The 19,121-nt window shown below is 64.6% G+C and carries 18 protein-coding genes and 1 tRNA gene; 6 read left to right on the top strand and 13 right to left on the bottom strand.

Translation table 11 applies throughout. From position 1 onward, the window contains the following. Positions 1–438 precede the first annotated feature (438 nt). Positions 439–621 carry a hypothetical protein gene (locus tag BLT08_RS16665; RefSeq protein WP_090310201.1) on the top strand — a complete coding sequence of 61 codons (183 nt, stop codon included), beginning with the start codon at positions 439–441 and terminating at the stop codon, positions 619–621. Between the two features lie 160 nt (positions 622–781). Here the strand turns inward: BLT08_RS16665 and trpG are convergent, their stop codons facing one another. The 4 genes from trpG to trpD are packed head-to-tail and all read right to left on the bottom strand — an operon-like array spanning position 782 to position 4,838. Then, positions 782–1,432, bottom strand: a complete 651-nt coding sequence (trpG, locus tag BLT08_RS16660; RefSeq protein WP_090310199.1) for an anthranilate synthase component II — start codon at positions 1,430–1,432, stop codon at positions 782–784. After that, the gene (gene trpE / locus BLT08_RS16655) at positions 1,429–3,159 is read right to left on the bottom strand and encodes an anthranilate synthase component I (RefSeq protein WP_090310197.1); all 1,731 of its coding nucleotides are present in this window, start codon (positions 3,157–3,159) and stop codon (positions 1,429–1,431) included. The genes trpG and trpE overlap by 4 nt, the downstream gene beginning before the upstream one ends. A gap of 15 nt (positions 3,160–3,174) precedes the next feature. Continuing rightward, positions 3,175–3,825: a phosphoribosylanthranilate isomerase gene (locus tag BLT08_RS16650; protein ID WP_090310195.1), complete on the bottom strand. Its 651-nt coding sequence runs from the start codon at positions 3,823–3,825 to the stop codon at positions 3,175–3,177. Continuing rightward, a complete protein-coding gene (gene trpD / locus BLT08_RS16645) occupies positions 3,822–4,838 on the bottom strand; it encodes an anthranilate phosphoribosyltransferase (protein WP_090310194.1) in 1,017 nt (338 codons plus the stop codon). The genes BLT08_RS16650 and trpD overlap by 4 nt, the downstream gene beginning before the upstream one ends. 183 nt (positions 4,839–5,021) lie before the next feature. Here trpD and BLT08_RS16640 point away from each other — a divergent pair. After that, positions 5,022–5,096, top strand: a tRNA-Val gene (locus BLT08_RS16640). A gap of 389 nt (positions 5,097–5,485) precedes the next feature. Here the strand turns inward: BLT08_RS16640 and BLT08_RS16635 are convergent. Together BLT08_RS16635 and BLT08_RS16630 are read right to left on the bottom strand one after the other, a co-directional pair. Continuing rightward, the gene (locus tag BLT08_RS16635) at positions 5,486–5,830 is read right to left on the bottom strand and encodes a DUF7853 family protein (protein ID WP_090310192.1); all 345 of its coding nucleotides are present in this window, start codon (positions 5,828–5,830) and stop codon (positions 5,486–5,488) included. 186 nt (positions 5,831–6,016) lie between these two features. Beyond that, a complete protein-coding gene (locus BLT08_RS16630) occupies positions 6,017–7,462 on the bottom strand; it encodes an MATE family efflux transporter (RefSeq protein ID WP_090310190.1) in 1,446 nt (481 codons plus the stop codon). A gap of 169 nt (positions 7,463–7,631) precedes the next feature. Between BLT08_RS16630 and BLT08_RS16625 the strand changes: the two genes are divergently transcribed. Next, positions 7,632–8,540 carry an AEC family transporter gene (locus tag BLT08_RS16625; RefSeq protein WP_090310188.1) on the top strand — a complete coding sequence of 303 codons (909 nt, stop codon included), beginning with the start codon at positions 7,632–7,634 and terminating at the stop codon, positions 8,538–8,540. A gap of 55 nt (positions 8,541–8,595) precedes the next feature. On the opposite strand, the gene BLT08_RS16620 is transcribed toward BLT08_RS16625, so the two are convergent. The 4 genes from BLT08_RS16620 to BLT08_RS16605 form a co-directional block, all read right to left on the bottom strand. Further along, positions 8,596–9,384, bottom strand: coding sequence for a hypothetical protein (locus BLT08_RS16620; RefSeq protein WP_090310187.1), 789 nt, complete (start codon positions 9,382–9,384; stop codon positions 8,596–8,598). Between the two features lie 102 nt (positions 9,385–9,486). After that, positions 9,487–10,269, bottom strand: a complete 783-nt coding sequence (locus BLT08_RS16615; protein ID WP_090310185.1) for a YihY/virulence factor BrkB family protein — start codon at positions 10,267–10,269, stop codon at positions 9,487–9,489. Between the two features lie 119 nt (positions 10,270–10,388). Continuing rightward, entirely contained in the window at positions 10,389–11,165 is a 777-nt protein-coding gene (locus tag BLT08_RS16610) for a CAP domain-containing protein (protein ID WP_090310183.1), read from the bottom strand. A gap of 83 nt (positions 11,166–11,248) precedes the next feature. Continuing rightward, complete coding sequence (locus tag BLT08_RS16605; RefSeq protein WP_090310181.1) at positions 11,249–11,551, bottom strand: lycopene cyclase domain-containing protein; 303 nt, start codon at positions 11,549–11,551, stop codon at positions 11,249–11,251. A gap of 124 nt (positions 11,552–11,675) precedes the next feature. On the opposite strand from BLT08_RS16605, the gene BLT08_RS16600 reads away from it, so the two are divergent. Continuing rightward, positions 11,676–12,833 carry a CBS domain-containing protein gene (locus BLT08_RS16600; protein WP_090310179.1) on the top strand — a complete coding sequence of 386 codons (1,158 nt, stop codon included), beginning with the start codon at positions 11,676–11,678 and terminating at the stop codon, positions 12,831–12,833. A gap of 68 nt (positions 12,834–12,901) precedes the next feature. Here the strand turns inward: BLT08_RS16600 and radB are convergent, their stop codons facing one another. Further along, on the bottom strand, positions 12,902–13,609 hold the full coding sequence (radB, locus tag BLT08_RS16595) for a DNA repair and recombination protein RadB (RefSeq protein WP_090310177.1): 708 nt from the start codon (positions 13,607–13,609) through the stop codon (positions 12,902–12,904). A gap of 687 nt (positions 13,610–14,296) precedes the next feature. On the opposite strand from radB, the gene BLT08_RS16590 reads away from it, so the two are divergent. Further along, the gene (locus BLT08_RS16590) at positions 14,297–15,067 is read left to right on the top strand and encodes a hypothetical protein (RefSeq protein ID WP_090310175.1); all 771 of its coding nucleotides are present in this window, start codon (positions 14,297–14,299) and stop codon (positions 15,065–15,067) included. 194 nt (positions 15,068–15,261) lie between these two features. Here the strand turns inward: BLT08_RS16590 and BLT08_RS16585 are convergent, their stop codons facing one another. Continuing rightward, positions 15,262–17,106, bottom strand: a complete 1,845-nt coding sequence (locus BLT08_RS16585) for a PGF-CTERM sorting domain-containing protein (protein WP_090310173.1) — start codon at positions 17,104–17,106, stop codon at positions 15,262–15,264. Between the two features lie 645 nt (positions 17,107–17,751). Then, a complete protein-coding gene (locus BLT08_RS16575; protein WP_090310169.1) occupies positions 17,752–18,468 on the bottom strand; it encodes a phosphatase PAP2 family protein in 717 nt (238 codons plus the stop codon). Positions 18,469–18,792: 324 nt separating this feature from the next. Here BLT08_RS16575 and tnpA point away from each other — a divergent pair. Continuing rightward, positions 18,793–19,121 (top strand): IS200/IS605 family transposase (gene tnpA / locus BLT08_RS16570; protein WP_139171320.1); only part of this gene is annotated, 329 nt, incomplete at its 3' end.

The raw sequence follows: 19,121 nt of genomic DNA, 5'->3' as shown, positions 1-19,121 counted from the left end.
GCGCGGGTCACCTCGAGGCGACCGCGCCGCGGGGTGGCGATTCTGTCGTGGGTCCGGGTCCTGCATTTCATCGTTCGTGACGAAGGTTCGGTAGTCATCGATACATCTTAAAACTGGGTGTTGTTGTCCTGCTTTTCTTGTATTAGGACAACTGTGGTTGTATAGATGGCTCTGTACGCTATGGTTTCGTCTCCGACCACGACGTTCGAAACGGTCGTGATCGGTGCTGTCTGGGACTACAACGCGGACGCTCTTAACGATTTTCAGACCGAACTGAAAGTAGCCGTGAGTGGGATAACCCACCCCTGTGTCCGGTGATTTTCAGTTTCAGAGCGGTCGTTTCCGGCCCCGTCGGCGTTCTCCCGTCGATGGTAGTCACGATCCGAATTTTGTCACGATATCCAGAAAGATTACGTCCCTGTAGTACGGGGAGTCGATATGGTCGAACCATCATCGATGGTCCTGCTCGTACTCGCGGGACTTGCTGCCGTCGCGGTCGCCATCATTGCGATCCGCATCGCGATCAAACTGGCAATCCGAGTCGGAATCGTCTCCGCCGTCGTGCTCGCCGGCCTCTATACGGCCGGCGTGACGGACCTGTCGTTCATCCCGTTCTTTTAATTCGACCGAGAGCTGTCCTCTCGGCTACTGACCCGTGACGTAAATATCCGTCCCCGGGAGCGGCCCGGTGCGAACTCGAACGTATAGTTAGCGTGCGTTACAGCAGTGCGCTACCGTTGACGAAGATACAGCAACGAATCCCTCGGCACTGCCGGACAGTTCAGTCCTCCGCGACCGACTCGAGGAAGTTTTCGATCACGTCGTGACCGACCGCCGTGAGCACGCTCTCCGGGTGGAACTGCACGGCCTCGATCGGATGCTCGCGGTGGCGGACGCCCATGACGAGCGTCTCGTCTCCGTGTTCGGCCGTCGCCGAGACCTCGAAGCAGTCCGGAACCTCCGTTGCGACCAGCGAGTGATACCGCCCCGCGCGGAACCCCTGCTCGAGCCCCGCGAAGACGCCCGCACCGTCGTGGTCGACGGCCGAGGCCTTCCCGTGGATCGGGTCGGGCGCTCGGCCGACGCTGCCGCCGTACTCGTAGACGGCGGCCTCGAGGCCAAGACAGACGCCGAGCGTCGGCACCTCCGGACTCAGTTCCCGGAGAACCTGCATCGTGACGCCGACGTCGCGGTCGTTCTTCGGATGTCCCGGGCCGGGGCTGATGATGATGGCATCCGGGTCGACCGCGCGCACGTCCTCGAGCGACGCGGTGTTTTTCAGCACTTCTGTCTCGGTGCCGGCCTGCTGGCTGACGTACTCCACGAGGTTGTACGTAAAGGAGTCGTAGTTGTCGACGAACAGCACCGTCAGCGGCTCCGTCTCGCCCTCACCGTTCGCGTCCGCTACGCGTTCGTCGCCCGTCGCGCTCATCGGCTCACCTCCGGGCTCTCGAGGGTGTCGTCTGCGGCGCACTCCTCGTCTTCGTCCGACTCTTCGATCTCCTCGAGTGCGGCGAGCACGCCGCCCATCTTCTTCTCGGTCTCCTCGTACTCGGACTCGGGATCGCTGTCCGCGACGAGTCCGGCGCCTGCTCGCACGGTAATTCGATCTCGCTCCCCTTCTGTTCGCGGGTCGTCCCTCCCCGCTCGCTGATCCGCGGCGTCACGCGCCGCGCCTTCTTCCACCGTCGCGGTCCGAATCACGATCGCGAAGTCCGCGTCGCCACACCACGAGTAGTAGCCGACGCCGCCGCCGTAGAGGCCGCGGGGTTCGGTCTCGAGGTCGTCGATGATCTCCATCGCCCGAATTTTCGGCGCCCCCGAGAGGGTGCCGGCGGGGAAGGAGGCGCGCGTCGCGTCGAAGGCGTCGGCGTCGCTCGCGAGGTCGCCCGTCACCGTCGACTCGATGTGCTGGACGTGGCTGTACTTGAGGACGTTCATGAACTCGTCGACGCGGACCGAGCCGGCTTCGGCGACCCGGCGCACGTCGTTGCGGGCCAGATCGACCAGCATCGTGTGCTCGGCGCGCTCCTTCTCGTCGGCCAGCATCTCGCCCGCGAGCCGTCGGTCCTCGACGGGACCGGTTCCTCGGTCGCAGGTGCCGGCGATCGGGTTCGACATGATCTCGGGGCCGCGCACGGAGACCAGCGTCTCCGGACTCGCGCCGACGACGGTCAGGTCGTCGTGCTCGAGCAGGTACATGTACGGCGAGGGGTTCACGTCCCGCATCGCCTCGTAGAATCCGAGCGGATCGACGTCGCCGTACAGCTCTCGCGTCCGGGAGACGACGCCCTGGTAGATGTCGCCGTCGAGGACGTGCTCTTTGGCGCGCTCGACGCTCTCCTCGTAGACGTCTTTGGCGCCCGCGACCTCGTCGGTTTTGACGAATCCGCCCGTCTCAGGGGGCTCGGCCCCGCGCAGCGTTGCCGCGACCGCGCTCGCCTCCTCGAGGAGCGCGTCGTAAACGGCGTCCGGATCGTCGTCGGCCTCGAGGATCGGCGTACAGACCAGCGAGATCGTCCCGTCGCGCTCGTCGAACGCGAGCGTCTTCGTCGTCAGGACGAACTGCGCGTCGGGGAACCGCGACTCGGGCCGTTCGAGGCCGACCTCCTCGAGCCAGAGGTCGTAGACCGCGTCGTAGGCGAGAAAGCCGACGAGCCCGCCGGTCAGGTGCTGGCGATCGTGGTTCGGCGCGTTCGCGAACCGAACGTCGGGCATCGCCGCGCGGAGGGCGTCGACGGTGTCGCCGTCGTCGGTCGTCTCGACGAGGTCGAGCGGGACGTCATCTTTGAGTGCTTCGACGGTCGTCCCCTCGGGTTCGACCGTGACGACGGCGTCCGGATCGTAGCCGACGTAGGAGTAACGGGCGTGGCGATCCGTCTGCGCCGAACTCGGCCGGAACGCGCCGTCCGGATCGCTCGAGGCGGTCTTCTCCGCGCTCTCGAGCAGGAAGGCGTACGGCGACCGCTCCCGGTCGCTCGAGGGCGACCGTCCAGTGAGCGCGGCGTAGGCTTCGAGGGGCGTCGTCTCGACGTCGAGCGTTGCGACGGTTCGAACGACCGCCGGTCGGTCGTCGCGGTCGCCCGCGTGCTCGCGGAAGGTCTCGCGGTCGATGTCGAGCGTCGGCGTCGCGTCGGATTGGGGGTCTGGGTCACTCATGCTGGAATCGATTGGTCAGAGCTCCGCCGGTCGGCGGGCGTTCGTGGCTCGGGTGATAAACGATCGAACGGCGTCGGGGTCCTTGACGCCACCTTCTGCTTCGACCCCGCTGGCGACGTCGACGGCGAACGGTTCGACCGTCTGGACTGCGTCCTCGACGTTCTCGGGGGTGAGTCCGCCCGCGAGGATCAATGGGGACTCGAGGTCGACCGCGGCCAGTCGCGTCTGTTCCCAGTCGTGGGTTTCACCGGTGCCGCCGCCGCCGTTCTCGCCCGGCGTGTCGACGATGAGCCCGTCGACCACGTCGTCGTAGGTCGCGGCGGTCTCGGCATCGTCCGCGTCGACCGCGAGCAGGAGTTGGGCGTCGATCTTCGCGCGCAGGTACGCCAAATCCCCCGGTCGGATGCTCCCGTGGTACTGGACCGCATCTGGTTCGATCTCCTCGACCAGTTCGATCGCCCGGTTCGGTCCGGACGGCATCGTCACGAGCACGGTCGTCACGAACGGCGGGGCCGCGGCGACGAGCGCTTTCGCCCGCTCGATGGAGACCTCTCGGGGCGTGTCGACGGACACGTCACAGATGATCCCGAGGGCGTCGGCTCCGGCGTCGACGGCCGTCTCGAGGTCGGTCTCGCTGGTCAGGCCGCAGATCTTCACGCGAGTCATCGCTGGACCTGCTCTGCGGTTCCAGAACGGAGTTGCTCGAATTTCGTCGCCGCCGACCCGGAGTCGATGGCCTCGCGCGCGGCGTCGGCACCGGCCTCGAGCGAGTCGGCCTCGCCGGCGACGTAGATCGCCGCGCCGGCGTTCGCGAGGATGACGTCCCGTTTGGCACCCGTCACCGTCCCCTCGACGATGCCGCGCATGTCGTCGGCGTTCGCTTCCGGCGAGCCGCCCGAGATGGCCTCGATATCGTGTTGCTCGAGACCGAGATCGGACGGCTCGAGGGTGTATGCCTCCACGTCGGAGCCAGTTACTTCCGCGGCGACGGTCTCCCCGTGGATCGCGATTTCGTCGGTGCCCGCGCCGTGGACGACCAGCGCGCGGTCGACGTCCATTCGCGCGAGGGCGTCCGCGAGGACGGGGACGAGATCGGGGTCGTAGACGCCGACGACCTGTGCGTCTGCCCCGGCGGGGTTCGTCAACGGCCCGAGCACGTTGAACACCGTCCGCATCCCGAGTTCCTTGCGCGGGCCGATGACGGCCTTCATCGCGGGGTGGAAGACGGGCGCGAGCATGAAACCGATCCCGTCGCGTTCGATGGCGTCTTCGACGGCCGGCGGTTCGGCCTCGACGTTGACGCCCGCGACCTCGAGGACGTCCGCGCTGCCGGACGAAGAGGAGACGGAGTAGTTGCCGTGTTTGGCGACCGGAACGCCGGCGCCGGCGGTGACGATCGCGCTCGTCGTCGAGACGTTGATCGTGTCGTAGTCGTCCCCGCCCGTGCCGCAGGTGTCGACCAGCGGCTCCCGATCGGGGGAGATCGTTCGCGCCGCCTCGCGCATCCCCTCGGCGAAGCCGGCGATTTCGGCTTCCGTCTCGCCTTTCGCTCGCAGCGCGGCGAGCAGCGCGCCGATCTGTGCCTCCGTGGCCTCCTCGAAGACCGCCGTAGAGGCCGCTCGAGCCTCGTTCTGTGTGAGATCCTCCCCGTCAGTTACTCGTTCGACATACTCCTGCATAGTGAACACCAATGTACGTAGTTGTCTTGTAATGTCCAAATCAGTACATCAACTTAAGCGTATCGGCGGGGTGCGTGGGTGCGAGTCGCGTACGGCGGTCGATTCGAAACCTTCAATTACGGTGGTGGGCAATCAATGAGTGCAGACAAGGTGGCGACGGAGGCCACGCAAGCGAAACCAGGCGGGTTGGTGGTCTAGTCTGGTTATGACACCTCCTTGACATGGAGGAGGCCGGCAGTTCAAATCTGCCCCAACCCACTACTTCTGTCGCGAGCAAATTCGCGAGCGACAGGATCGTGACGTTGGGCAGATTTGAATCAGGGAGTGAAGCGAAGCGGAACGACCGTGGTTCAAATCTGCCCCAACCCCATTTACCGACGTAACAATGAGGTGCGGAGTCGTTCAGAGCGGCTTCGCCGTTTCGTGATGACAAAAGATGCTCCGCGCCTTTCGAACTACGACGAGTCTGCGTTGGAACCATTGTCCGGGCAATTTGAACGAGACGAGTCGCAGTTCGCGCAGCGACCGAAGGGGGCGAGCAAGAACGTCTCGGCGTCGTTCAAATCTGTCCCACCCTATTTCTGACGACCAACATCACTTCGAGCTCTCGAGCGTGTCGCGAGTCGACGATACCGCTCGAGCACCCATCAGTCAGCCGAAACCGCCGGTTCGCGGCCGTCGATGGCACTCGAGACGTGATGGAGGAGCGCTTCGAGTTGCGGCCGCTCGAGTTCCCACCACGTCGGAGAGTGATGGTACGCCGCGAGGACCGTCTGGATCGCGTCGAGTTGGGCGATCGTAAAACGGGTGTGACCCGTATCGAGCGTCTCGAACGCCTGGAACACCTCGACTGGCGGCGGATCGATGGTCGTTGGATCCGTTGCCGTGCGCTCTTGTTCGATACGATCGAGGAGGACGTGATGGAGCGTCCACCGCTCCTCGAGCGGCAGCGATAGCGTGACGGACTGGGTGTGTGCTGACTGTTCTGGCATGGGCACCGATCTCGTGTCGGTTAGACGTTCCGTATGCTATGGGTGGTGTTAACCTTTACCATGGGGGGTTCGTTCTCACTCCGATGGACGAGATTACGGCCACGTCGAATCACAACCCGATCGAAGCGGGTTCGATCTCCGCTCGAAACGACCGATCGGCGAGCACACGGTCTCGAGTCTCAGCCCTCAATCGTCCGCAACGGCCACGTCCGGCCGGTACGTCTCGCTGATCGCCTTCCACTTGTCGGTGCGGAATCGCCAGTAGTTGATCGCGGCGGGCACGCTCGTCTCCGCGACGAACGCGAGGTACAGGCCCCAGTAGCCCAGCGCGGTCGTCGCACCGAGGTACGCCAGCGGGATGGAGACGAGGAACATCCCGACGAACTGGCTGGCGAACGGGACTTTCGTGTCACCGCTGGCGTCGAGGGGCCCGGCGGCGGCGCCGGCGACTCCCTGAAAGACGACCGCGACGCAGGAGGCGTAGACGAGTGTGATCGCGATCGGAATCTCGGGGCTCGTCGGATCGTCCGCGAAGAGCACGACGATCTGTTCCGCGAACAGCGCGATGAGGACCGCGCTGACGAGATAGGTTGCCACGGCGAATCGAATGATGTCACGCCCGTAGGCCTCGGCCGTCCGCTCGTCGTTCTGCCCGAGCGCTTGGCCCACCAGACTCGAGGAGGCCAGCCCGAAGCCCCAGCCGGGCGTGTTCATGATGCCCCAGATGCGCCGCGCGATGACGAACGCGGCGACGGTGTTCTCGCCGAAGATGTCGAGGATGCCGAGCATCGGGAACTCGGCGACGGTCCAGACGAGGTTTCGTCCGCCGACGGGGAGTCCGATCGTCACGATGTCCCGAAGCGTCTCGTGATCGAGGTAGGTGCCCAGCGGATCGACCTGTATTGGCAACGCACCGATAATCGGGAGCCAGCCCGCACTGATGCCGGCCGCGAACGTCGCGGTGACGGCGACGTTCGCGAGCACCGTCCCGAGCGCGGCGCCGGCGACGCCCCATCCGAGTTCGAAGATGAACAGCGCGCTCAGTCCGATGTTGATGATCGCGCCTCCGGCGCGGATCTGCATCGCGATGTAGGAGTCGTCCGCGCCGACGAGCGTCCGGCTCCCAACGAGGTTGAGCCCGGCAAAGGGGATGCCGAGCGCGACGACCTGTAAGTACGTCGCACCGTGATCGATCGCCGACTCGTTGCTGCTGAGCAGCGAGATGAACTCGTGGGAAAAGAACCAGAAACACGCCGCGACCGGGAGGCTGACCACGACGACGAGCAGCGTACTCGAGCGGACGGCCAGCCCCAACTCGTCGTAGGCGTCGGCCCCGTATCGCTGCGAGACGAGCGCGATGGTTCCGCCGGCGACCCCGCCGCCGATGGCGAACGCGAGCCCCCAGAACGGCCCCGCGAACCCGACGCCCGCGACGGCCGAGGTGCCGACCGCGACGCCGACCATCGCGACGTCGACGGCGCTCTTGGACATCCGCGCGATCCCGGTGACGATGCGGGGCCACGCGAGGACGGTCGTCTGGACGGCGCGCTCTCGGTCGATCAGCCCGAGACGTGCAAGCGAGAGACCGATGTAGAGGATCGTCAAACGCAGCGGGTTCGGAATCCGACTCACGGCAGTACCAGTCCATTATCGAATGCGTTCAAAGGGCTTCCGACCTGTCGGTCGGTAGCCGAACGTATCGACACGTCGATCAGTCGACTCGCCGCTCGGTCCCTGTCACGTGTTTGCACAGTCACCCGTAACCGAACGGTAAAAACGTCCGAGTCGACTCGAGACCGCTGTGGAAGTCCTCGGCCGGCTCCTGGCGTTGCTCGTCGTGCTCCTCCTCGGAACGGGGCTTCGAGCCTCCGGCGTCCTCGATACCGGCCGAACTGCGACGCTGAACGCCGTGGCCTACTACGTCGCGCTGCCGGCGCTGATCTTCGTCTCGACGTACGATCAGTCGGTCGGCGATCTGCTCTCGCCGATGCTGATCGGCGGGCTACTGTTCGTGCTGTTCGCGACGGCCGTACTGGCGTGGTTCGTTCACCGCAACCGAGAGTCGACCGGACAGCGCAGCGTGGCGATCATTCAGTCCTATCACTCGAACCTCGGCTATCTCGGGCTTCCGCTGATTGCAGCCACGTTCGGAGCGTCGGTCACCGCGGTCGCGAGCGTGATTCTCGGGGTCTTGTCGCTGGTACAGGTCCCGCTGACGATCGTCCTCCTCTCGACGCTCAACGAGGCCGACGCGGCGATCGGCGACGAACTGCGCGGACTCGCGACGAACCCCGTGTTGGTCGCGCTGTTCTGCGGTCTCTCGGTCGGCTCGCTCGGACTCGCGGTTCCCGGAACCGCCGCCGTCGGGCTCGACGCCGTCGGCTCGCTCGCGCTCCCGCTGGCCTTACTCTGCGTCGGCGCGACGCTCCGGGTCGATCTTCCGACGGCCGATCTCGGCGCGACGGGCTCCATCGTCGCGCTGAAGATCGTCTGCATGCCCGCGCTCGCGTGGCTCGTCTTCTCGACGCTCCCGGTCAACTCGGCGACGTTTACCGCGTCGGTCGTAATGTTAGGGACGCCGACGGCCGTCTCGACCTACGTCTTCGCGTCCGAACTCGGCGGCGACACGGAGTTCGCCTCGCTGAACGTCTTCGCGACGACGCTCGTTTCGATCCTGACGCTGTTCGTACTGATCACGCTGGTCGGCTGAGGCGTACCGAACTCGAGAAAACTGGGAGGCGCTCCGAAACGAGCCGCTCGCGTCGTTATCCGCCGAAGAGTCGCTTGAGCCGGCCGAGCAGTCCGAGAGATTCGGCCTCGTCCTCCCCGTCGTCGCTCGAGTCGCCGTCGTCGCGCGGAATCGAACCAGCGAGCGGGCCGGCGTCGTCACCGAGGTCGGATCCGGAAGCCGTGCTCGGGCTGCCGGTTTTCGATTGGGCCTGCGTGGCCTCGAGGTCGTCCATCGACAGCTCGATTTCGTCGACGTCGGGCGTCGACTCGCGCCCGTCACCCGCTTCGGCTGCCCGAACGTCCGCGCCGGTGACGCTGCCGGTTTCGATGCGGGCGGCCAACTCATCGATCGACTCGGTTTCGTCCTCCGTGCGGGCCGTCTCGGCCTGGAGAGAGGAGGCCGCCGCGTCGACCGACGATGTGGCGTCTGCGTCCGTTTTAGCGCCGTCAGCATCCGTTTCGGTATCGTCCGAATGTTCTTCGATGTCTGCGTCCGTTTCGGTACCGTCCGTATCCGGCTCCGTGTCGGCTTCGACGCTCGAGCCGGTGTCGGTCGCTGCGTCCTCGGCTGCCGGCACCTCGTCCTCGTCGAACTCGACCGTCGTGGATTCTTCGTCCGCGGTCGTTGCCGGAGACTCGCTCGAGCCCGTCACGTTCGCTTTCGTCTCGCCGAGCGAGTCGAGGATGTCGTCGACGCTCTGGTCGGAGACGACTCGCTGGGGACCGCCGCTCGGTGCGAGGGCGTCGCCGTCCGCGTCGTCGGCCGACTCGCTCGCGTCGGCACCGGAGTCGGCGGCGGACCGCCGTGACTGGTCGTCGCTCATTGTGGAGGTCTGGCCGTGCCGGAACCATAACTGTTCCCCACAGCGGTGGTGGCCGACGACCGGGGCCGTCCCTCCCCGTTCCAGTGTCGCGTTTTCGGCCGCCTACTCGGCGAGGCGAAGCTCCGAGAGGACGACGTTGAGCACCGCGCCGAACAGGATGAGCATGCCGGCGAAGTAGAGCCAGGTAACGAAGAGGAGAACGGCGCCGACCGCGCCGTAGGCCTGATACTGGCCGGCGTTGGCCGCGTACAGCTGGAAACCGGCCTGAAGAACCGTCCAGCCGACGGCGGCGAAAACGGCCCCGGGAAGAACCTCGAGCGCGTCGACCGGAATCGGCGGCAACACGTAGTAGATCGGGAAGAAGACGAGGACGAGCCCGACCAGCAACACGGCCCAGCTCAGCAGGCCGGCGAACGGGACGACGTCGGCCGCGAGCCCGATCACCGTCCCGATACCGATCATGAGCGCCAGGGCACCGACACCGGCGAGAATTACGGTGGCGCCGTCTTTGAGCTGATCGACGAGCGTGTCTTCGCCGGTCCGGCCGTAGACGGTGTCGAAAGCGCGACTGAGGCCGCGAAAGACCTTGAGCGCACCCCACGAGGCGACGCCGAGGGCGACGATCGTCGCCTCTGCGCGACCGGATTCCGTCGTCAGCGCCTCGAGCACGAGGTCCTCGCCCGCTTCGGGGAGGAAGTCGCCGGCGACCAGAATCAGCCGTTCGGCGGCGTCCTCCCCGCCGAGAAACGAGCCGACGACGAGCGCGAGGATCACCAACGGGATCAGCGAGACGAAAGCGTAGTAAGCAAAGCCGGCCGCGAGAAAGGAGATATCACGGTCGGTTGCCGTTCGATAGACTGACTTCGCCGTCTCAGGGACGTCCATACCGGAACCCAGGGATCCAGCCTCAAAGCTCTGTCAATCCGGCACAGATTCCGGGTCGGGTGAGTGTCGGCTCAGATACCAACCGATCGTGCAGCGAGACTCGAGACGACACCGGTCGGTCAGTACTCGCGACAGAAGTTGTGCGACGCGTAGGCCTCGCCGTCGTCAGTGAGGTAGACGCCGACGCCGGCTCGATCCCAGTCGGGCACGCCGTCTTCCTCGAGGATCGCCTGTCGGTGCGGCGGGGAGTTCATCCACTGATCGACGAGCCCGTTCGCGAGTTCCTCCGCGGTCTCGTGGCGATCCGTCTCGTCCGTGTCGGGGTTCTGGACGGGCCGGTCGATGTAGGTCAGGGCGATGTTCTCGCCGTACCCCCGGCAGTAGTCGTCGACGTCGTTGAAGCGGTCCATCGGCTCTTCGCCGTCGGGGGTGACGTGGTCGAAGTAGTCGCGGTCGGCCATGTCGTAGCTGTGAGCGCGGGAGACGGAGGCGACCGTGCCGTCCCACTCGAGGGGCTCGAGGCCGTGCTCGGCTCGCTGTTCGTTGACCCCGGCGTGGACGAAGTCCTCGACGGTCTCCGAATCGATCGTCTCGACGTCCGCGTCGTACGTCGAGTTACCGGGGTCGTTCGGATCCGTAACGTTCGGATCGCGCTCGCCGGCCGGTGGCGGATCGGAACTGGGCGACGGCTGCGTGCCGATATCGACGCCGTTGGGGCTCTCGAACTCCTCGACGCCGCCGATATCGTCGATAACCGTCGGTGCGAACAGCACGGCGCCGAACGCGAGCGCCCCGATCAGCGCGACGGCGACGAAAAATCGCAGGATCCCCCGAATCAGGGCTCTATCGGTGGGATCGCTGTCGTTCGGATCGGTCGACGGACGCCGGTCTTCCATCGTCCGTACGGTTGTGAGGGCGGGATAAGACAGTCGTGGTCCATTGCAGCGACTGACACTCGAATCGTCGGCGTAGGTGGCGATTACTCCGCGCCGAAGATGGTTTCGTGGAAGCCGATGACGAGTCCGGGCACGACCGCCATGAAGAGGTGTTCCTCGAGCGGGATCCCCGCGATATCGATCCCGGTCCGAAGCTTGATGTCGAAGACGCCGACGGCGAGGGTGTAGCGGTCCCAGAGGTAGGCGATTGGGTACAGTGCGAGGATCGTAACGGCGGCCTTCCGGAGCGCGTTCGCTCGATGGAGTAATACGAGGGCAACGCTTCCCCAGACCAGTTCCGTCGCGAGGTAGGTGTACCGACCGAGCACGCTGATGTCGGGTGCCATTACGTGTTTCTACGGGCGCGATGTCCAAAACTATCGGCCCTGCGTCGATTAGCGGCCTCGTTTCCACCCGGCCAAAACGTGCGGTATGTTCAAAAGCCCGGCGACAGTATACTCTGATAGAACGATGAATATCGCTGATATCGCCACCAGGGACTACATCGAAGTCGACGTCGGGCAGCGTATGGGGAAGGTTCGTTCTACGTTCGAGAACGGCAACCCCAAGGGAATTATCGTCACGGACGACGGGGCGTACGAGGGCGTCATCAGCGAGCGGGAGGTCCTCCAGTCACACGTCGAAGACGACGCGAAGGTGGCGGCGCTGATCAAACCGAGTCGAAACGATCCGGCACCGAAAATCGACCGCGAGGAGAACGTCCGGGAGACCGCACGTCTGCTGATCGAGAGTAACTCGAAGGTCGCGCCCGTGTTCGAACACGACGAGCTCTGGGGCGTGATCACCGACGACGCAATCCTCGAGGCCGTCCTCGAGAACCTGGACGCGCTCTCCGTCGAGGACATCTACACCGACGATCCGGTTACCTTACAGGAGGACGACGGGATCGGCAAGGCGATCAACTACCTGCGAGAGAACGGCATCTCTCGGCTCCCCGTCCTCAACGAGAACGGCTTTCTCACCGGCGTCGTGACCACCCACGACATCGCTGACTTCGTCATCCGAGAGAACCACACGACGACGACGGGCGACCGCGTCGGTGACTCCCAGCGGCTGCTCGACGTCCCCGTCTACGACATCATGAACAGCCCCGTCGAGACTACGACGCTCGACGTGACGGCCAAGGAAGCCGTCGAAACGATGCTCGAGAAGGACTACGCCGGTCTGATGGTCACCCCCGAGGACGACGACCGCGTCGTCATCGGCGTCATCACCAAGACCGACATCCTGCGCGCGCTCACGTTCACCGAGGAGGAGCACATGGACGTCCAGATCACCAACATCTCGATGCTCGACACCATCACCCGGGAGTCGATCGTCCAGAGCATCGAGGAGGTCGCCGACAAGTACGCCGACATGCAGGTGATGCACGCTCACGTGCGGTTCCACGAGCACAACGAGAAACTCCGCGGCACGCACCTCGTCCAGTGTCAGATCCGCCTTCGGACCAACAAGGGCCAGGTCGCCGGCACCGGCGAGGGCTACGGCGCCGAGAACGCCTTCCGCGTCGCCATCGACAAACTCGAGCGCAACGTCTTGGAGGTCAAAGGCGTCACCAGCGACGAGGAGTACCGCGGGCAGCTCCTCCGGAAGCTGAACGAGCTGTAAACGTACCGACTGCTCGATTTTACGATTTTTTGCTGCTGGCTACCGAACGCGCCAGCGAGTGCGCCGTCCTACAACCGACTCGAGTCGTCGCCACCCTCGAGTCCCGAATCCGTGATTCGGAACTGGACGGACTCGCCCACCGCCTTCGATCGGTGTTTCTCGAGCGTGGCTCGCCGGTTGCCGCCGCGGAATCGCTCGAGGCGGAGGACGACGCCGGTCCAGTGCTCTAAGGTATTGCCACCGAGCGCGCGCGTGCGGTCTGCCTCGGGATCCGCGAACACCTGGTTCGTCAGGACGACCGCGAGGTCGTGTTTTCGGGCGAGCGAGAGCAGGTGGGTCACCTGTCGGGCGACGCCGCGAAGCGCCTCGCCGTCGTCGCTGTCGCCGGTTCGCTCGAGTCGGTAGAAGCCGGTCGCGCTGTCGAGGACGATCAGGTCGGCGCGCTCGGCGAACTCCTCGGCGTCGCGGACGGCCTCGGACTGCTCCTCGAAGTCCAGCGCGTCCTCGACGACGATCCGGGAGGCGACGGCCTCGACGTCGTCCTCGCCGACGCGCGCGGTGAGCAATTGTTGAAAGCGGTCGACCGAGACGCCTTCGGTGTCGATGTAGACGGCGGTGCCGTCGTCCGCGGCCGTCTCGACCGCCGCCGAGAGCGCGAGGTTCGTTTTCCCTGCGGCCGGCGGGCCGTACACCTGCGTGACGGTCCCGCGTTCGAATCCCCCACCGAGTAACTCGTCGACCGGGGCACAGCCGGTCGGGATCGCCTCGTCGTTCACGGTTCGAGTTGGCAGGAAGCGTGCAAAAAGCCCCCGGAATACGTCGGTGATCGGCCGACTCGCCGATCCGGAAGCGGGTTTCGAGCGGACTCGAGTGCCTCGCAGATCGTCCACACCCTCTTCGGACCGATCAACCCACGTGCGGTGGCGCGCGCCGGACCGCGGCGAACGTGAAGTGAGACGCGGTCCGTTGCCGTGCGAGGGATGAGCGAACGACCACGGGGAGTGAGCGAATCGGCTGGGGAGGATGTGGCAACCCTAGCCGCCACGAGTCGCAGGAAACTCCGCTTTCTTCGTTCTCTCGAGTCACGGCTGGCCGCCCAAAGTGAACAGAATGCGCACGCGTATCGATCACTGACAGCGACGGCGGTCGCTCTACAGTTACTGGCAACAGGGATTTCCACGCCCTCCCCAGCCGATTCGCTCACGCTGTTCGCTCATTCATAGGAAGACGCTTCGCGTCTTCCACGCAGTCGCTCGTGTTACTCGCGACGTCCTCGCACAGTGTAGGCGATCGGCCCTCGCTGTCGCTCACGGTTCACTCCGTTCACCGTTCTCTTTCCGAGGTTCTCACTCCGCTCGAACCTCGCTTCGCTCGGACACGATCGACAGCGCGCGCCACCGCAACGGCGGCTTCTCGGGCCAAATTGACACACGTTTATTCACGCTCGAGACCAACACCGACACGTGATCGTCGTCGCCACGTCAGATTTCGAGGTGTACCACGGCGTCGTCAACGAACTGCGGGATCGCGGCTCCGAGTTCACGACCATCGAACCCGACGCCGAGCTGCCCGAACACACGACGGTCGTCGTCACCGGCGCCGACAACGCCGACGCCTTCGCGGGCGTGACGACGATCGTCGCCGACCCGGACGACCCCAGACGCACCGTCGACCAGGCGCTGACGGCGGTTCGAGGGGAGGGAGGCCGAACCATCATCGGCGTCGATCCGGGCCGCAAACCCGGCATCGCCATCCTCGCGGGAGAGATGATCGTCGCGGCCTTTCAAGTCCCCATCTCCGACGCCGTAGACGTGATTCAGCGCGAAGCCGACGAGGCGACCTCGCCCGTCGTCCGCATCGGCGACGGCTCTCGCCTCGAGAGCGCAAAACTCGTCAACGACCTCGAGGACGTCACGGTCGAACTCGTCGACGAGACGGGGACGACGCCGTACCTCGGTACGGGCTCGAGGGGGATGGGGGACGTGCTGGCGGCGGTGAACATCGCGCGCCTCGAGGGCGAGGTGGTCGACACGCGCGAGATCGAGCCGACCGCGGGCGAGCTCCAGGTGATCAAGGATCGTTCGCGCGAGCGGAGCGAGGAGAATCGGGCGATCGACGAGTTGCTGGCGCGTCGGGTCGCCGCGGGCGAGTTGACGATCGACGAAGCGCTCGCGGAACATCGGGACGCGGACGACGATATCGACGCCTCGGCGGCCGACGAGACGCTCGAGTGAGCGGTCGCGGACACTGTCGTCTGTAGCTGTATTATATACGTACCGAGTGTACACTGACAGCTCGTACCCGAGCCGTTGCCATACGTGTGGCACCGCTCTCGGAGGTAGTGAGCGCAGAGAAAATGAATCGCTGAAATTGAATCGCCGAATCTCGCGGTCAATTCCGACCGGAGCTAATTACTCGCGAGCGGTGCTCAGTGTTCGAATCGGGCGAACATCGCGGCGGCGAGCACTGCGACGAGTGCGACGACGACACCGAAGCCGGGCACGGAGTCGTCCTCTTTCTTCTGCTCGTCGTCATCGGCGTCGGACTCGTTCGCTTCGATGGTGGACTTATCATCGTCGTCAGTCTTGTCCGCATCGTCGTCGGTCTTCTTCTCGTCATCGTCGTGGTCCTTCGCGTCCTCGTCCTCGTCGGCGTCGTCGCCGACTGCGCCTTCGGCGACGGTCGCCGATTCAGCGGACGTGAACTGGACGTTCTCGTTCTCCTGCATCGTCATCTGGAACGCGAAGGCGTCGCCCTCGTCTTCGGCGATCGCGAGCGCGTTGTTCGACTGCAGGTTGGTCTGTGCGACTTCCTGGCTCTGTTCGACGTCGGCGCTCGAGTACTGCTCAACGTCGTTGAGCTGCTCGTTGTCGCCGTCGTAGTCGAAGGTCGTGCTGTTGGCGTCGGCGAGGCCGTCACCGTTGACCATCGCGGTCGTCGTCGAGGTCTTGATGGCACCCTCGTACTGGTCCTTCGCCTCGTCGTAGTCGATCTCCTCGTCTTCCAGGAAGACGTTCAGCGCTTCGGCGGAGCCGATCTGCGCGTTGACGTTCTGCTGGAAGGTCAGCTGAACGGCTTCGGCCGTGCTGCCGTCCGTGGCGATCGCCTGGGCCGAGCTGTCGAGGTTGATGTTCACCTGCTCGACGCTCTGGTACTGCGTGACGTTCGCTTCGGCGGTCTGGCCGACGTCGCTGGCCTCATCGCCTTTCAGTTCGGTGTCGCTGTACTCTTCGTCGGCGTCCTGGGTCACGACATCGGTCGCGCCGTCGGCGCTCGCGGTTGCGACGTGCATCCCCGCGGAGTCCATCAGGACGTTCATGGCTTCGGCGGTTCCGAGCTGTTCGTTCAGGTTGGTCTGGTCGGTGATCTGGACGGCGGTCGCGGAGGAGTCCTCACCGACTGCGATCGCGATCGCGCTGCCCATCTCGATGCTGTTTACCTGCTCGATCTCTTGGGCCTGTTCGACGGATGCGTCAGCGTCCTGCTCCGCGCTCGGAGCCGTGCTGTCACCGTCGTACTTCTTGTGTTCGTCGTGGAGGTCCTTGTCGCCCTCGAGGTCGGCGCCGTAGACGTTCGTCGCGCTTGCGTAGCCTTCCTGGAGGTTGATGTTGGACTGCTCGGTCATCTGCACCGCGGTCGCCTCGCTACCGTTCTCCGCGAACGCGAGTGCGGTGTTGTTCTGGACGATGTTCGCCTGGTTGACTGCCTGGGCCTGGCTGACGGAGGCTTCGGCGTCCTGGCTGACGGTCGTCTCACCGTCCTCGTCAACGGCGCCCCAGCCGTTGTACTCCTGGCCGTTCTCGTCGCCCATGACCACGAAGACGTCACCGACTTCTTCGATGGTCGTCTCCTGGCTGACACCTGCGTTGTTGTCCGCGGACGCGGCACCCTCCTGGGTGTTCGCGTTCTGCTGGTTCGCTTCCTGAATGGCCGTGGCCTCGCCGCCGTCCATCGCGATGGCGACGGCTTCACCTTGTTCGTTGATGTTAACTTGGCCAACGTCCTGGTACTGGATCACTTCGGAGACGGTGTCCTGGTCAGCTGCGGGTTCACCAGGGTTGTCCGTCACGTGATCGTCAATAAACTCCTCGACCGATTGATCGCCGAGGTCGACGCCGAAGACGAGATAGACGTCCTCCCCGTTCTCCATCGTGTGCACTGTTCGATCCGAATCCATACTCCCGTTCGCGCCCACGGTGCCGGCCATCCCGACCATCGAGATGGCGACCATCAGGGCGACGAATACTGTCGTAAGCTGTGATCGTCTGTTCATGGTTATTGTCGCATCAGCTTTGAAACGACCTGTGAGGGTCTTTCGCCGCTGAATGTCTGCGACGCAAACCAGTCTATCCCGAAGATGGTCTTTGTTATCTGTTGGTTGCCCTGAATAAGAAGCCGGCTAGAGATCTATTGGCGGTCCCTTCCGCCCGGCACGAGGGTGTTTTCACGCCGGGTCAGCGGTCGATCGACTCCGACCGGAGCTCACCGCGATAACATTTTGAAACCGCAGTACGTGATCGGTGTGAACGCGATCTCACTGCGGATCGATACGACTCGCCGGACCGTATTGGACTGGTTACTCGCGGTGACTTTCAGCTCCTGAGAACGGACTCACCAGCGTTGCCGGTAGCGCCCCGTCGTCACCACGGTCCGTTCGCTGCCGGCTCGGCGGTGGTCGTCTCGAGTACCGATTCGGATCCGGTGAGCGGCGACGAATACCCAGTCGTCGCTCTGTTCGCTCCAGTTTCCGTTACTGACCTCGGCGCATTCCGCCGACGGTCGCCGGGTTTCGCCAGTGGTCGCTTCGGGTTTCGACGACACCGTCCTCGAGAGTCCTCACCCGCCAGCGCGACGATCTGGTCGCCGCGTTCCGCACAGCAGTCGGGCGGTGGAGAGCCGGTCGACGGCGCAAAAGACGTTACGTGACCGATTGCCAGGCCGCCCGAACCGATGGGAGGGTCGTGAGCCACCAGCCGACCGCCCCGCCGACGCAGCCGACGAACGCCAGCCAGCCGTCGGCGTCGCCGCCGGTCGAAAGCACCGCGACGCCGCCGAGCACCGCCGCGCCGGCGAACGCCAACCTGGGCTCGCGGCCGGTGACTGCCGCTGCGAGAACGAGATAACCGATCCCCAATCCGACCGACGCGAGCACGTCGACGAGGTAGTGGACGCCGAGTGCGAGCCGGGAGAAGCCGACGAGTCCCACCAGTACCGCGGCCAGACCGAACCGCTGGCGACCGGTAAATCGCGCTCCCCAGAGCGCAAGTGCACCCCAGAGTACGGTGGCCGCCATCGTGTGCCCGCTCGGAAACCCGTCTCCCTCGCGCGGGACCGCCTGCAACGATTCGGGCGGTCGCGGGAATCCGAGCGTCGTCTTCACCACGAGCGTCAGCGCCAGCCCGCCGAGGACGACGGCCGAGACGAACGCGACGCGATCCGAGACGAGCCGGTCGGAGCCCCGCCGAACGGATCGGTAGACGTCAGCGGTGACGAACACCAGTAACACGCCGACGACGACGAGTTCGTCACCCAACAGCGCCGCGAGTTCGAAAAGCTGGACCGACCACTCCGGGAGGACGTCTCGGATGTATTCGGTCACGCCGACGGAGCGATCCAAAGCGATCTGTGATAGCATAGGGCTGAACGACGACGGGCGAACCCAACTCGTCACCTTCGACGTTTCTCTTCCCGACAAATAACCTTTCGAAGCGACGGCCTCGAGGTCCCGTCCGCGACTCGAGGATCGTCGCCGGTTCGAAGCAGCTGGGACAGTGGATCGCTACCGAGTGAACGAGAACCCGATCGGACCGGTCGCAACCACGTTACGTGAAACAGGCGCAAAGCCTCGCCCTTCAGGGCGGGGATACGCGCCGTAATTCTCGTTAATCTTCCGCCGCCGAAAGCACTGCCGGGGTTCTGTCGGCACGTTTAAGTATCAATCTGATTATAGTATGCATAGATGGTAAAGAGTACCCGTCACGCGAAATACGAACTCTACTACCACATAGTGTTCATCCCGAAGTACCGGGAGCCACGTCTGATGGGCGCAACCAAAGAACGTCTCAAAACCATCTTCGCGGAGATATGCGACGACAAAGACCTCGAACTCGTAGAGGTCGAAATCATGCCCGACCACGTACACCTGTTCGTGGGAAGTCCGCCGCGCAACGAACCGTCGTTGCTCGTCAATTGGCTAAAGGGCATCTCCGCGCGGTACTACAATCAGCGATACGACGACCGTATCAAATGGACGCGCTCGTACTACGTCGGAACGGCGGGTAGTGTCTC

Origin of the sequence: Natronorubrum texcoconense (assembly GCF_900100335.1) — an archaeon.
Classification (GTDB): Archaea; Halobacteriota; Halobacteria; order Halobacteriales; family Natrialbaceae; genus Natronorubrum; species Natronorubrum texcoconense.
Note: the sequence above shows the minus strand (reverse complement) of the source record. Positions and strands in the feature narration are given on the sequence as shown.

What these genes read in the sequence shown, in the direction of transcription:
- BLT08_RS16665 (WP_090310201.1), top strand. Translation starts at nt 439, where the DNA reads ATGGTCGAACCATCATCGATGGTCCTGCTCGTACTCGCGGGACTTGCT.
- trpG (WP_090310199.1), bottom strand. Translation starts at nt 1,432, where the DNA reads ATGAGCGCGACGGGCGACGAACGCGTAGCGGACGCGAACGGTGAGGGC.
- trpE (WP_090310197.1), bottom strand. Translation starts at nt 3,159, where the DNA reads ATGAGTGACCCAGACCCCCAATCCGACGCGACGCCGACGCTCGACATC.
- BLT08_RS16650 (WP_090310195.1), bottom strand. Translation starts at nt 3,825, where the DNA reads ATGACTCGCGTGAAGATCTGCGGCCTGACCAGCGAGACCGACCTCGAG.
- trpD (WP_090310194.1), bottom strand. Translation starts at nt 4,838, where the DNA reads ATGCAGGAGTATGTCGAACGAGTAACTGACGGGGAGGATCTCACACAG.
- BLT08_RS16635 (WP_090310192.1), bottom strand. Translation starts at nt 5,830, where the DNA reads ATGCCAGAACAGTCAGCACACACCCAGTCCGTCACGCTATCGCTGCCG.
- BLT08_RS16620 (WP_090310187.1), bottom strand. Translation starts at nt 9,384, where the DNA reads ATGAGCGACGACCAGTCACGGCGGTCCGCCGCCGACTCCGGTGCCGAC.
- BLT08_RS16615 (WP_090310185.1), bottom strand. Translation starts at nt 10,269, where the DNA reads ATGGACGTCCCTGAGACGGCGAAGTCAGTCTATCGAACGGCAACCGAC.
- BLT08_RS16610 (WP_090310183.1), bottom strand. Translation starts at nt 11,165, where the DNA reads ATGGAAGACCGGCGTCCGTCGACCGATCCGAACGACAGCGATCCCACC.
- BLT08_RS16605 (WP_090310181.1), bottom strand. Translation starts at nt 11,551, where the DNA reads ATGGCACCCGACATCAGCGTGCTCGGTCGGTACACCTACCTCGCGACG.
- BLT08_RS16600 (WP_090310179.1), top strand. Translation starts at nt 11,676, where the DNA reads ATGAATATCGCTGATATCGCCACCAGGGACTACATCGAAGTCGACGTC.
- BLT08_RS16585 (WP_090310173.1), bottom strand. Translation starts at nt 17,106, where the DNA reads ATGAACAGACGATCACAGCTTACGACAGTATTCGTCGCCCTGATGGTC.
- BLT08_RS16575 (WP_090310169.1), bottom strand. Translation starts at nt 18,468, where the DNA reads ATGCTATCACAGATCGCTTTGGATCGCTCCGTCGGCGTGACCGAATAC.